Below are 13521 nucleotides of genomic sequence, written 5' to 3' on the forward strand. Positions count from 1 at the left end.
ATGAGCCGCTTTTTTGCTCTTAATGACAAGACAAAAACTCTTCCTGTTGAAGTTATTACGCTCTTTCTTTTCCTTCTAGAGCCAGTATCTCGTCAACTAATTTTGGAACCTCAACGCTTGCTTTTCCGTAGCGTTTTTCCTCAAATTCACTTTCTACCGCACTAGGTTCTAGGTTAATTTCAATGGTATGTGCGCCGTGCATTTTTGCATCATGAACAAAACCTGCTGCGGGATACACAACGCCAGAAGTCCCAATCGAAATAAACAAATCTGCTTCTTCTAATGACGCGTAGATATCACCCATTCGCAGTGGCATTTCACCAAACCAAACAATATGTGGTCGCATTTGTGAAGGGATCTGACAACAATGACAAAGCTCGCCAGTCTTAATGTCCTCATTGTGCTCTACTACTTGGCTAGATTCACTACAGCGGGCCTTGAGCAACTCACCATGCATGTGAATCACATTCTGACTGCCTCCTCTTTCGTGAAGGTTGTCTATATTTTGAGTGATGACCGTCACTTTACCTTCTAACTCAGCCTCTAAACGACCCAATGCTTCATGCGCTGCATTAGGCTTTATCGCATTATCTTGAAGTTTCTTGCGGCGTTGGTTGTAAAAATCTTGAACAAGGTCCGGATCGCGAGCAAACCCTTCAGGCGTTGCTACATCTTCGATACGGTGATTCTCCCATAGGCCATCTTGCGCACGAAATGTTTGAATACCAGATTCGGCCGAGATACCTGCACCAGTAAGTACTACAATATTTCTATAAGGGAAATTCATAACTCATCCTTGCTGTTTTTTCATTAGCTTAACACTGAAAGAATAGCAACAGTAGTAATATGGATTAGACCATAGTCGTAATGGTCACTATTAGAATTACAATTTAAGAGGAACAGCAATGAGACAAGTATCTCTAGCGTTTATATTGCTTATGACTTTGGCAGGCTGTCAACTTACCAATGTTGAAGGCGAAGTCGATGATGTAAAGGTAAGAGTCAGCACCAATGATGATGACCATCGAGGTAATGGTAATTTCTGTCCTCCGGGCCAAGCCAAGAAAGACAATTGCTAAAAGAGCGGCTTTATGCCGCTCCCATATTGGCCTCAATCCTCGTTGGTCGAAGATATTTTATGAATGGCTAGGTCAGCGCCATTGAATTCGTCTTCTTCTGAAAGCCTCAGTCCCATACTGGTATTAATCGCACCGTAGACTACAAGTGCACCAAGCGCTGCGATGGAAAGGCCCAAAAGCGTTCCTAGAAGCTGAACGATAATGCTCACGCCACCTAGCCCACCCAATGCGCTTTGACCAAAAATCCCAGCGGCAATACCACCCCAAGCGCCACATACACCGTGTAAAGGCCAGACACCCAGCACATCATCAATCTTGGTTTTGTTTTGTAGGTGGGTAAAAAGATAAACAAATAGCACGCCAGCAATCGCACCTGTCACTAAAGCACCGATAGGATGCATTAAGTCTGAGCCCGCACATACAGCAACCAAGCCAGCCAGTGGGCCATTATGAATAAAGCCAGGGTCATTCTTACCAGCCAACAATGACGCGACAATGCCTCCGACCATTGCCATCAATGAGTTCATAGCCACCAAGCCACTTATGCCTGACACAGTTTGAGCTGACATGACGTTGAAGCCAAACCACCCCACACATAAGATCCAAGCTCCCAAGGCCAAAAATGGAATATTCGAAGGTGCAAAGTTGGTGTGCTTTCCTGCTCGAACTCTGCCTTTTCTCATGCCCAAAAACACGACGGCAACAAGCGCTATCCAGCCGCCAACACCATGCACAACGACTGAACCTGCAAAATCGTGGAAGCCATAACCAAAGGTATTTTCAAACCAAGCTTGAACACCAAAGTTTCCGTTCCAGATCATTCCCTCAAATAACGGGTATACGATGCCGACAGTGAAAAATGTTGCGATTAGAATCGGATAAAAACGAGCTCGTTCTGCAATACCACCAGAAACAATAGCAGGAATCGCTGCAGCGAAAGTCAGCAAGAAAAAGAACTTCACCAACTCGTAACCATTGCCTTGAGATAACGTCTCTGCATCGGCAAAGAAGGTGCCGCCATAAGCGACCCAGTATCCAATGAAAAAATACGCAATGGCGGAAATACCGAAATCGGCCAAGATTTTAACTAAAGCATTAACTTGGTTCTTTTGGCGCACGGTTCCTACTTCAAGAAAAGCAAAACCAGCATGCATCAAAAAAACCATGATTGCGCCAAGTAGTAAGAAAAGTGTGTCGGAACTTTGCGTGAGAGTTTGTACAGCGCCGTGTACCTGATTGGCAGTTACACTCATTATGATTGTCTCCGTTGATCTGTAGCGCACTTATCCTGTGCATCAAAGTTAGGCTCATCACCAATTTGGTGAACTTAATTTATAGAGCGTCTAACAGAGCAATTCTCATTCCACAATTTACATTTCTAACACTTACACTTTAATTTATTGTTTTGTATGAACTTTAATAAAACTACGCATTCTTTAAATGGTGCTTAACACGCTAATAAGTGCACCAATATGGTTTTAGTGCACCAACATAATGCGCACCATATAGCTCAACAAAACGTAAAAGCCACCTCATGAGAGGTGGCTTATATACTGAATTGCTAACTAAAGGGGTTTATCGAGTGATCTTCCCTGCTTTTACATCTTCTAACCAACGTCCTTCGACAAGATAGGGAGGAAGCCAACCAGTTTCAACAGATAGACGGTTGCCTTTGTCGTACCACATGCAAGCCATGCCAAGCAGAGGGAAGTTGATAAAAGTTCTGATGCCTATCCTATCTGGTCCTAATTCTCTAAGATGATATTTCTCTTGGAACTGTAGGTTTTTAACGAGCGCTTCCTCAAAATCATAACCAATATTAGTAGTGAGCGCTGCGAAGGTTTCTAGGATCCCCATCGCAATTTCCAACGCCCAGTTATCTCCTTGAGCTACCGCCGCGTCCATTGCTGAAACCAGCTTATCAGGATAATCTGATGTGCGATTGTGGAACGACTGAATGACGTCTACTAGCATATAAGACAGCTCACCCGCTTTGGTAGAGCTCTGTCTCATCAAAGAAATAGGAAAGTTTGCCAATACGTCCATGCTAGGTTTATCACGAACGATGACAGAGGTAAAATACGCATCTAGCCACATTGAGGGGCAAATGAAACCTGTTTTTAAAATACCTTCGCCTTTCCAAGTTATTTCAGGATGATCAGGTACCTTAACCGTCAAAGAGCTTTCAGGTTTTTGAGCCAGTCGATGATAGCTAGCTTGCATTATCGAGGCTTCAAATAGACGCAGCGTTCCTATTCGGTCATTTAGTTCAGACACTGGAAATAAAGTATATAACCTAACTTGCTCCCAAACCCCGTCTGTTAGATATATCAAGTTTTCTCGCTTTATTGTGATACGATGTTTTCTTTTCTCTAAGTTTTTTTCTATTTGTTTTGTATAGTAATTAAGTTCCTCAGTATTCAACTCGTAGGCTGCTTTTCTATTTATCTTTTTCATACTAACTTTACTTCCCTTAACCTAATTCTTCGAGGCTAATATCAAACTCTTTTACATTCACTTTAGATACGCCATCTGAAGCATCAATTTCTGCTTGGGTATGTAAATACCTGACTGGAATATCATCTTGCACTGCTGATGTAATTTCGTCTGCAGCAGCTCTTTCTGTTGTACCAGCTTTTTGTTCAGACATTAATTTAACGATTTCCGCCGCATATTTGCTTGTCCCTTGTTGATATGCTTCATTGCCAATTTTACGGCTACCGAGCGAACTGCTGCCACCTTTAGCCTCAACAATTATAATTTCGCCTGGTGGTGGCTCTTCCACCTTGTAAACCATATCAAAGTCGCCCGGCTTCGAAATTGAGGTTCCAATATCTTTGGGATGAAGCAGCTTAGCATTAGGACGTTTACTCCGGACAAAGTCATCCGCGGCCAACTCACCTATTTTTGCAGACTGTTGGTTAATATTACCAATTTGAGCGTTATATCCCTCTTCGCCAGATCGAGCGTCCATTGCCTCTTGACGCTCTTTCAAGCATTCATCAATTTTTGCTTTGTTTCTTTCTGTTAGCTCATAATCACTCATATTGAGTTCTGAGTTTTCTTTATACTCTGCTTTATTCAGCACAAGATCTTCAGTGAAGATCGTGCAACCTTCCTCTCCACCAACTTTCTCTGAGTCAAAAACATGCGCATTTACAAACTCCTCAATCCCAACAACATACTGCACTTCGTGTCTGGTGCCATCTGAATGATTGATATGACGATAAAAAGTAATCTCGTTTCTCTCGCAATCAATATGGTCTAAATCGTATTCATATCGAATATGATTTTTACCTTTGGGTTTTCGGATTTTGACTTGCGATCGAACGCCATCTTCTCCGACGGATGACTCTTTTGCTGCTTCTAAAATCTGATCGCAAACCTCTTGGGGAACATCGCTTTGCGCCTGATACTCTGCCAACATTTGACCCAAGCGTTTTAGCCCTTCTTCACAAAGGAAACCTGTTGGATCAATCCACTGGATAGGGTTGACTGCATATTGGTAATGATTAATACCACCAGCAATAGATATCGGATCTTGTTGGATAAAACGTCCTAGTTTAGGATCGTAATACCGAGCGAGGTTGTAATGTAAGTTGGTTTCTTGATCGAAGTACTGTCCTTGAAAACGCAGTGGATTTGCTACATTTTCAATATGTACATGAGCAAAGCCGTTAGCATCGTAGCTGGCACTCCATACAACATTCCCTTCGCAATCGATCAGTCGCTCTGGTTTACCAACTTGATCGCACTGGTACCAATAAATAACGTCATTTTCTAGCAGTGCCACTGGCGTGTAAGTTTCGGGTTGATATAGGTACCAACGGAAAGCACCTGAAGAGCGTTCACCAATTAAACGTTCACCTTCCCACAGGAACTCCGTAACGCCTTTTTGTGTAATTTTTTTCGTTCTGCGCCCTAATGCATCATATTCATATTGACTGATACCATCGTCGGTGTGAGCTTCAATGAGCTGATTTAACGCATCAAATACGCGAGTCTGAACGTGTCCTTGCCCCTCACGTTTTGTCTGGTTTCCTTGCGCGTCATATTTGAACCTGACACCATCGTGTACTTCAATACGATCAGCGAATACCTCTGAAGTTGGCAAAGTAGGATTGCCAAAACTATCGTATTCAAATTTAGTCACATCTCCGGAAGCATTGACTCGTTTAAGTTGCCCTAAGGCATCGTACTGATAGTGTGTTGCTCCTGCCGTATTATCAATGATTGATGAAATACGGTTTTGCGCATTGTAAACGTACTTTTTCTCTCTATCTGGCCAATGCTGTTCAACCAAACGACCAACACCATCATAAATGATGCGCTCATTAAAATATGCCGTTTCAATTTGGGAAACTCGTCCCATTTCATCGTAATGAAATTTGATTTGAGGTAAATCTAGGTTTCCAAACCGAATCGCTGAAAAACGCCCATATCGATCATAAGAGAAGTTCAGCTCCGTATTATCTGGCAGTACCTGAGATACGCGTTGGCCAACTCTGTTAAACTCCTGCGTTATCTCAAACTGGCCTTGAATGCGCTTTGTTAAATGCCCGAATGAAGAGTATTGGTATTGCAATGTGTGATGGCGATTGGATGCGAAAGTAAGTCGCCCACCAAGCGTATAATTGAAGTGGTTCTCTACAATACTGCTACCATTTCCTGCTTTGACGTGCTTGAGATAACCCGCAGCGTCATAGCGATACAGCACCGTCCTATCGGCGACTTGCTTACGATGGATTCGCCCCATATGATCATAATCAAATTGGCTTTGTAGATTATCAAACCCGACAGTTCCTGACAGCTGGCCTTCATCGTCATACAGGAATTCGAACTCTAAGCCGTCACTCCGAACTAATTTAGTCAGGTTACGTTGTTGATCGTATTCGTAAGAAATATGGCTGCCATCGGGAAAGATGACTGCTTCTTGTTGCGCGAGTGCTCCCCATTGATACGAGGTAATGCCTGCTGGCGTTCGAATCTGAGCAACACGGCTGTGCTCATCGTAAGAATATTCTTCGCTATAACCGACTTTGTCTTCGTCGTTAAAATAACGAACTGATGTACGCCTGCCAAATTGATCATAAGCGAGTTGAGCAATACACCCATCGGGATAAGCAACGCCATTCACTAAATCTTCTTCATTGTAGCTATAACGAAGTAATGTACCGTCTATTTCATTCGCGATAAGTCTTTGTTGTTCATCCCACCACCACTGACTTTTCTTACCATCTTCAGACTCTTTTTTGACGACTTGACCGTGTTTATCGTAATCATATTCCGTGACACAGCCGAACTGATCGGTATCCCAAACTCTTTGACCGAGGCTATTGTAGTAAGCCTTCTCGATATCCCCGTCAGGTGAAACCGTTTTAACTAACTTACCTAAGCCGTCATAACCATATTGAATTTCTTTGCCAGAGGAATGAAACTTAGAAACTAATTGACCATGCTGATTATATTGATAATTGACCGTTGACTGATCAGGATAGATAGCTTGCGCTTTTCGCCCTAATTCATCATATTGCCATCGCCAAGTTCTACTTGTGGGGCTTATTTTCTCGAGTAAGTTACCCTGCTCGTCATGCAAGAAAGACCATTGATGATCTAACGAGTCAGAATAAGAAGAGTGATTTCCTTGATAATGGAAGCGATAGTCATAAATTCCTGCGTCCCCAACGTTTCTGATGCATTTCGCTTTTGCACCTTCGCCATCCCATTCAAAATAATGAGTAAAGCCAGTTGGTCGTACACGTTTAACAATTAAATGCCCGCGGTATTGATACTGTTCCTTTAAGCCTAAATGATTAGTTGCACTGACCAAATCATCGTGCTCATCATAGGTATAAGTTGTCAGAACTTTTTGGGACTTTGCATTTAGCAGTTCTACAAGGCGTCCTTGCTTATCATATTGACATTCAAGAACCGGACGCTTGTTGTATGCAATCTCGATCAATCGATGGTTTCGAGAATACTGCAGTTGAAACGTTGAAAACGTGCCATTTCTGACTTGTTTAACAACCCAACGATCATCTTTCTGTTCAAATCGATATTGATGCCCACTAGCGAGCGTCACGATCCGAGTTGCTGAATTTAGGAAATAACAGCTCGCACCAGCGTATATCTGGTAACTTGTTGCTCCAATATCTACTGGCTCAAATTCTGTGATATCGGCCTTATCGTCAACAAACTCCCAAGCGATAACATTGTCTTTCTCGTCCGTCTTTTCGCGTAATTCAAACTGAAATGCATGTCGCCAACCAAAGCCCATTCCATGATTTACATCCGACTGCGAAGAGCGGTAAGTACGCTGCCAAGTAGTACCTTGTTGTAGCTCGATATCATAGAGTTCGAGAATTTCTTCACCCGTCACAAGTGATACAGGATCACCGGCTTTCTCATGTTTTTCGCTGCTTTGTTGCTGAGGCTTGGCGGATGCGGCACTTCTGCCACTCTTTTTATTCGACTTCCCCTTTCCCTTCGATGGTTTTGCATTGACGGTATTTTGAGTCGGTGGAGGCGTAACCGCTGACGAGAGTGCGTAGTTTTCGCCGGTAGGTACAATTCGAGCGACATGCAAATCACCGTTCACCAAAGCATTGGCAAACGTTGAATTATAGTGTTGGGAAGTAAGCTCACCGTCAGGTATGTTTGGCTTGAATTGACCAATCGTATAGAACAAGTCCTCGACAGAGCGAAGGTCAAGCTCACCAAAGCTCTCAAGAAACTCTATTGCCTCTTGTTTGGTCACGAATGTTTTAGGTTCGCCGCTAGTAAGTAACTGACCAGAGAAGTGATAACTTTCGCCAAAGCGATTCGTGATAGGAATGACGAATTGAGGGATCATAGCCGTAACGTGTTTGTCCTTTTCTTACCTTGCCGCATCATTTAATGCTCGTTTCGCTCTTTTTATTTGTGAGAGCAAGATGCCTTAATCAAACATCCTCCGATAGAGATTCCTCTGTATGCGTAGACTGAATGTATTGATGGCAATTTTCACGTATGCAACTCTTTGAATTTCTGAGCGCAGCGTACTTTAACGGGACGATGAATCCTGAGTAAATGAACAATAGCGTGAGTGAGACTAATGTCTCATCGTGACGCGATTTTTTTACATGTTTCTTACTTAACTATGATTTTCTGCCCAGTTACGTAAATTCACTCAATAAGTTGCATCAAGTATCACCACTGCGACTCAACGCTTCATATTTGAGACAAAACAGCAACAAAAAAACCGCCTATTACGGCGGTTTTGCTTAAAGAATACTGATTAAAGGTTTGGACCTGTCGATGGTCTGTGTGGTTGGTTATTGAGCAGTTGCTGCATCCCTTGAAACATTCGCATAAACCACACCAAGATGGCTAATGCAGCAAACACCATCCCTACCCAAGGAATAAAGTAAGCGATGGTTTCAAGCAAAGTACTATGCAACCAATAATCACTCACGCCAACGAGTACACCGTTAGAAGTCGCGACGGTGACGATCAACACAACAAAAAACGTCAGGTAGAGAAAGAAGGTGCGAATTAAACCGTAGTAATGAGAAATCACTACGTCGCTGTCTTCTCCCTTATCTAATCGGTAACCCGCATAGATAATTGCGATAACGCCTGAGATCAGAAACGTAAACGGGGTCAGACAGCTCAGGATGTACGCAACCCAAATCCCGTTATGAGGTTTGTTCATTCGCTTTCGCTCCTTTTACTTCCGTTTGTGCCGTATCTGTTTCACCCATCGCTTCTTTGGACTTCACTTCCTCATACCAAAGATCGTGATGCTCTTTCGCCCATGTTTCATCAACTTCACCTGTCACCATGCCTTCTAGCGCACCTTCCATACCGAATAGACCAATATAGATGTGGAAGATAAAGCCACAGATTAGAATCAGCGCCGAAATCGCATGAACTAAGTTAGAAAGCTCCATGTCACGGCGAGTTTGGCCAAAGATAGGAAAGTCCAGAACTAAGCCACTCACTGCCGCGATAGCACCAAAGAAGATTAACAACCAATAGATTGCCTTCTCACCACCGTTTGAGAAACCAGCTGACGGATGTGTGCCTTTGTGTTTACCAACCATACCGCCCATTTTCATAAACCAACGAACATCTGTCATGTTTGGAATCGACTTGCGCCACCATTTAAAGAGCACGAGCATCAGTAAAATGAAGAACAATGGTCCCATGTAATTGTGGTACTGCTTCGCCAACATGACGATAAAGCCCCAGAACTCAGTAGGAACGTACGGTTTTAAGAAGTGCTTACCGTAAACCAGCATCAAACCACTGAATGCCAGCGTTAAGAATGTAAACGCCATACTCCAGTGAAGCGCGCGGTCTAAACGAGACCAACGCTTCATTTTTTTACCAGTACGCGGCTTGCTAAGCATCAAAGGACCAACGAATACGTAAGCCATGATTACCATTGCAATACTGCCGAAAATCGCGACAGCACCAGCAGGAGACATCCATTTTTCTTTTAGAATGTACCAAGTCTCACCAGGTTTACTGATCAATACGCCATGTTCTGGCGATTGAGACGTGGTGTAGCCTTCTTGCCCCTCTCTGACTTCGCGCCAATAGTCTGCCCCGGCGAGTTGCGTGATCTCCTGTAGAATAACTTTAGAAGATTGTCCCTCTGCTGAAGCAGGCATTGCAAAAGTCAGCAGCAATGCCGTCATCATTGACAACATTGCTAGAGATGCACGTTTAAGCGTGTTTAACATGTGCCTCTCCTTACTTAGCTTTTCGTCGCATCGTAAGAAAGATCGTTTCCGTCTGTCCAACCTGCGTTTTTCGCGCCGCGTTCTACCACACGTTGACGGAAAATGTCAGAGACTTTCTCTGCGTCACCCGCAAGCAGCGCTTTGGTTGAACAAAGCGATGCACACATCGGTAACTTGCCTTCTGCGATACGGTTCGCACCGTACTTTTGGCGTTCTTCCTCAGAGCCAGGCTCTGTTTCTGGGCCGCCCGCGCAGAAAGTACATTTATCCATTTTGCCACGTTCACCAAACGCCTCTTGTTTAGGAAATTGAGGTGCGCCAAACGGACAAGCAAACAAACAGTAACCACAACCGATACACAGATCTTTATTGTGAAGAACGATGCCGTCTTCAGTATGTTCGAAACAATCAGCTGGACAAACTGCCATACAAGGCGCATCGGTACAGTGCATACAAGCAACAGAGATAGAGTTTTCACCAGCTTCACCGTCGTTTAGTGTTACCACGCGGCGACGCTGAATGCCCCATTCAAGCGCATCGTCGTTTTCGTTCTTACATGCAGTAACACAGCCGTTACACTCGATACAGCGCTTGGTGTCACATAGAAATTTCATTCGTGCCATTGTCAGACTCCTTACGCTTTACGAATGTTACATAGGGTTACTTTGGTTTCCTGCATCAAGGTAACCGGGTCGTAACCGTAAGTGGTTGCCGTGTTAGCCGATTCGCCAACAACGTAAGGCTGTGTACCTTCTGGGTATTTAGGACGTAGGTCTTCACCTTCGAACTTACCGCCAAAGTGAAACGGAATGAACGCCAAACCAGGTTTCACACGACGTGTTACCATCGCTTTCACCTTGATTCGTCCTTTCTCTGCACCTTCAACCCAAACATCATCACCATCTCTAAAGCCAAGATCGTTCGCGTCTTTCGGGTTCACTTCAACAAACATTTCTTGTTGAAGCTCGGCAAGCCAAGGGTTTGAACGCGTCTCTTCACCACCACCTTCGTATTCAACCAGACGGCCAGAAGTCAGAACGATTGGGTACTCGCCCGATTTGTCTTGCTCTTGAATGGATTTATACAACGTAGGAACACGGAAGATTGCATCTTTGTCTTCCCAAGTTGGGTAGTCCGTTACAAGGTCACGACGTGGTGTGTAAAGTGGTTCACGATGCAGTGGCACACGGTCTGGGAACGTCCAAACAATCGCACGCGCTTTCGCGTTACCAAATGGAATACAACCGTGCTTGATCGCGACACGCTGAATACCGCCAGAAAGGTCAGTCTTCCAGTTTTTACCCTCTGCTGCCACTTTCTCTTCAGCAGTTAGGTCGTCCCACCAACCAAGTTGTTTCAACAACTTGTCAGTGAACTCTGGGTAACCGTCTTTGATTTCACAGCCTTTCGAATAACTGTCTTCTGCAAGAAGGCTCTTGCCTTCAAATTCCACACCAAAGCGCGTACGGAAGTTACCGCCACCTTCTGCAACCGTCTTAGACGTATCGTACAGAATGTGTGTACCTGGGTGTTTCATTTCTGGTGTGCCCCAGCATGGCCAAGGTAGACCATAGGTTTCACCGTTGACAGGGCCACCTTCCGCTTCCAATGTGGTTTTGTGGAACGTATGCCAGTTTTGTTGGTGCGCTTTCAAACGCTCTGGGCTTTGGCCTGTGTAACCAATCGTCCACATGCCTTTGTTGAATTCACGCGTCAGGTCTTCAATCACCGGCTGGTTGTTTTCAACACGGATGTTTTTGAACAGAAGATCTGAATAGCCCAGTTTCTTCGAAAGCAGGTACATGATTTCGTGGTCTGGTTTTGATTCAAACAAAGGTTCAATCACCTGATCACGCCATTGTAGAGAGCGGTTAGATGCGGTAACGCTGCCGTGTGTTTCAAACTGTGTTGTTGCAGGAAGCAGGTAAACGCCGTCGGTACGGTCGTTCATTACCGCAGCAACCGTTGGGTAAGGGTCCACAATCACCATCATGTCCAACTTCTGCATCGCTTTTTTCATCTCAACACCACGTGTTTGAGAGTTAACTGCGTGTCCCCAGTAGAACATTGCACGGATGTTTTCGCGTTGACGAATGTTGTCTTTGTTTTCCAGTACACCATCAACCCAACGAGATACAGGAATACCTGCACTGTGCATTGGTTTCTGACCGCTATAAGCGTTGTCATCGAAACGACCTTTGATCCATTCGTAATCGATTTCCCACACTTTTGACCAATGACGCCAAGCGCCTTCAGAAAGGCCGTAGTAGCCCGGTAGCGTGTCAGAAAGTACGCCAAGGTCGGTTGCGCCTTGTACGTTATCGTGACCACGGAAGATGTTTGCGCCGCCGCCTGATTTACCAATGTTACCAAGCGCTAGCTCAAGCACACAGTAAGCACGTGTGTTGTTGTTACCAGTAGTATGCTGAGTACCACCCATACACCAAACAATACAGCCTGGGCGATTTTCAGAAAGCAGTTTTGCTGTTTGGTAAACGTCTTCTTCACTTACGCCTGTTACGCGCTCAACTTCTGCTGGCTTCCATTTCGCCACTTCAGCACGGATCTCATCCATACCGAATACACGTTGACGGATGAACTCTTTATCTTCCCATTGGTTTTCGAAGATGTGCCACAGCACACCCCAAATGAATGCTACGTCAGAACCTGGACGAAGAGAAACGTAGTGATCTGATTTCGCAGCAGTACGCGTACGGCGAGGATCCGCTACGACGATCTTACAGTTGTTCTTCTCTTTTGCGATCAGAATGTGCTGCATCGCTACTGGGTGTGCTTCAGCTGGGTTTGAACCAATGAATAGCATCGACTTACAGTTGTGCATGTCATTGAAAGAGTTGGTCATCGCACCGTAACCCCAAGTGTTCGCTACACCCGCCACGGTTGTTGAGTGACAAATACGCGCTTGGTGGTCAACGTTGTTCGTACCCCAAAGTGATGCCATTTTGCGGAACAAGTACGCTTGTTCGTTGCTGTGCTTTGCGCTTCCCAAGAAGTAAACCGAATCAGGGCCGGACTCTTTACGGATGTCCATCACCTTGTTACCGATTTCTTCGATCGCTTGATCCCAAGAAAGCTTTTTCCACTTCCCGTTTTCAAGCTTCATTGGGTATTTTAGACGACGCTCACCGTGACCATGTTCACGCAGTGCTGCGCCTTTTGCACAGTGACCACCGGCGTTAAATGGGTGGTCGAATGCAGGCTCTTGACCCGTCCAAACACCATTTTGAACTTCTGCGTAAATACCACAACCCACTGAGCAGTGAGAACAGATAGTACGTTTTATTTCTGTTTTCGCTTCTGGATCGACTGATTTTGCTTGCGCTTTTTTCATCATTCCCGGTGCGAATAGACTAGCACCAACCACTGCGCCACCAGCGGCAAGCGAAGTGTTTTTCATGAATGCACGACGAGATACGCCAAGCTGATTCGTTTCTTTGCTCACACTGTCGGAGCGTTTGACAAGTTTCATCCGTTATCTCCTAAAGTGTGTCGTAGTAATCGCGAATGTGTTGAGTTTCACGATACCCTTTCTTCTTCACGTCATTTTCAGAAGGCTCAACCGTTTCTGAAGCAACGGCCACTTTCGTGGTTCCCGCAACAACAGCACCGGCAACGGCAGCGGTTGTGAAGCCTTTTAGGAGATCCCTACGGCTTGTGTTTATTTCTTTATTATCTTTCATCATTGCTTCCTT

General features: G+C 44.7%; 10 protein-coding genes. 1 reads left to right on the plus strand and 9 read right to left on the minus strand.

Annotated features, from left to right (window positions below; all coding sequences use genetic code 11):
- Positions 1 to 55: 55 nt before the first annotated feature.
- Entirely contained in the window at positions 56 to 787 is a 732-nt protein-coding gene (gene cobB / locus KJB35_RS05395) for a Sir2 family NAD+-dependent deacetylase (protein WP_213907246.1), read from the minus strand.
- Positions 788 to 905: 118 nt separating this feature from the next.
- On the opposite strand from cobB, the gene KJB35_RS05400 reads away from it, so the two are divergent.
- Complete coding sequence (locus tag KJB35_RS05400; protein WP_169695108.1) at positions 906 to 1079, plus strand: hypothetical protein; 174 nt, start codon at positions 906 to 908, stop codon at positions 1077 to 1079.
- A gap of 32 nt (positions 1080 to 1111) precedes the next feature.
- On the opposite strand, the gene KJB35_RS05405 is transcribed toward KJB35_RS05400, so the two are convergent.
- The 8 genes from KJB35_RS05405 to KJB35_RS05440 form a co-directional block, all read right to left on the minus strand.
- Complete coding sequence (locus KJB35_RS05405) at positions 1112 to 2332, minus strand: ammonium transporter (protein WP_053307100.1); 1221 nt, start codon at positions 2330 to 2332, stop codon at positions 1112 to 1114.
- Positions 2333 to 2654: 322 nt separating this feature from the next.
- Entirely contained in the window at positions 2655 to 3536 is an 882-nt protein-coding gene (locus tag KJB35_RS05410) for an immunity 49 family protein (protein ID WP_053307099.1), read from the minus strand.
- A 16-nt stretch (positions 3537 to 3552) separates the two neighbouring features.
- Positions 3553 to 7932: an RHS repeat-associated core domain-containing protein gene (locus KJB35_RS05415; protein WP_285356745.1), complete on the minus strand. Its 4380-nt coding sequence runs from the start codon at positions 7930 to 7932 to the stop codon at positions 3553 to 3555.
- Positions 7933 to 8355: 423 nt separating this feature from the next.
- On the minus strand, positions 8356 to 8772 hold the full coding sequence (locus tag KJB35_RS05420) for a membrane protein (RefSeq protein ID WP_005377532.1): 417 nt from the start codon (positions 8770 to 8772) through the stop codon (positions 8356 to 8358).
- Positions 8756 to 9808 (minus strand): formate dehydrogenase subunit gamma, encoded by a 1053-nt coding sequence (locus KJB35_RS05425; protein ID WP_285356743.1) that lies wholly within the window; start codon positions 9806 to 9808, stop codon positions 8756 to 8758. Before KJB35_RS05425 ends, KJB35_RS05420 begins: the two co-directional genes overlap by 17 nt.
- A gap of 14 nt (positions 9809 to 9822) precedes the next feature.
- Positions 9823 to 10431, minus strand: a complete 609-nt coding sequence (gene fdh3B / locus KJB35_RS05430) for a formate dehydrogenase FDH3 subunit beta (protein WP_005377536.1) — start codon at positions 10429 to 10431, stop codon at positions 9823 to 9825.
- An 11-nt stretch (positions 10432 to 10442) separates the two neighbouring features.
- Positions 10443 to 13298, minus strand: coding sequence for a formate dehydrogenase subunit alpha (locus KJB35_RS05435; protein WP_213907958.1), 2856 nt, complete (start codon positions 13296 to 13298; stop codon positions 10443 to 10445).
- A gap of 10 nt (positions 13299 to 13308) precedes the next feature.
- A complete protein-coding gene (locus KJB35_RS05440; RefSeq protein WP_005377542.1) occupies positions 13309 to 13509 on the minus strand; it encodes a twin-arginine translocation signal domain-containing protein in 201 nt (66 codons plus the stop codon).
- Positions 13510 to 13521 lie beyond the last annotated feature (12 nt).

The sequence above is a fragment of the Vibrio sp. D431a genome (assembly GCF_030248655.1).
Lineage (GTDB): Bacteria > Pseudomonadota > Gammaproteobacteria > Enterobacterales > Vibrionaceae > Vibrio > Vibrio alginolyticus.

Excerpts from the sequence above, each read along its gene's own strand:
- KJB35_RS05420 (WP_005377532.1), bottom strand. The coding sequence starts at position 8,772 with ATGAACAAACCTCATAACGGGATTTGGGTTGCGTACATCCTGAGCTGT.
- cobB (WP_213907246.1), bottom strand. The coding sequence starts at position 787 with ATGAATTTCCCTTATAGAAATATTGTAGTACTTACTGGTGCAGGTATC.
- KJB35_RS05435 (WP_213907958.1), bottom strand. The coding sequence starts at position 13,298 with ATGAAACTTGTCAAACGCTCCGACAGTGTGAGCAAAGAAACGAATCAG.
- KJB35_RS05410 (WP_053307099.1), bottom strand. The coding sequence starts at position 3,536 with ATGAAAAAGATAAATAGAAAAGCAGCCTACGAGTTGAATACTGAGGAA.
- fdh3B (WP_005377536.1), bottom strand. The coding sequence starts at position 10,431 with ATGGCACGAATGAAATTTCTATGTGACACCAAGCGCTGTATCGAGTGT.
- KJB35_RS05415 (WP_285356745.1), bottom strand. The coding sequence starts at position 7,932 with ATGATCCCTCAATTCGTCATTCCTATCACGAATCGCTTTGGCGAAAGT.
- KJB35_RS05400 (WP_169695108.1), top strand. The coding sequence starts at position 906 with ATGAGACAAGTATCTCTAGCGTTTATATTGCTTATGACTTTGGCAGGC.
- KJB35_RS05405 (WP_053307100.1), bottom strand. The coding sequence starts at position 2,332 with ATGAGTGTAACTGCCAATCAGGTACACGGCGCTGTACAAACTCTCACG.
- KJB35_RS05440 (WP_005377542.1), bottom strand. The coding sequence starts at position 13,509 with ATGAAAGATAATAAAGAAATAAACACAAGCCGTAGGGATCTCCTAAAA.
- KJB35_RS05425 (WP_285356743.1), bottom strand. The coding sequence starts at position 9,808 with ATGTTAAACACGCTTAAACGTGCATCTCTAGCAATGTTGTCAATGATG.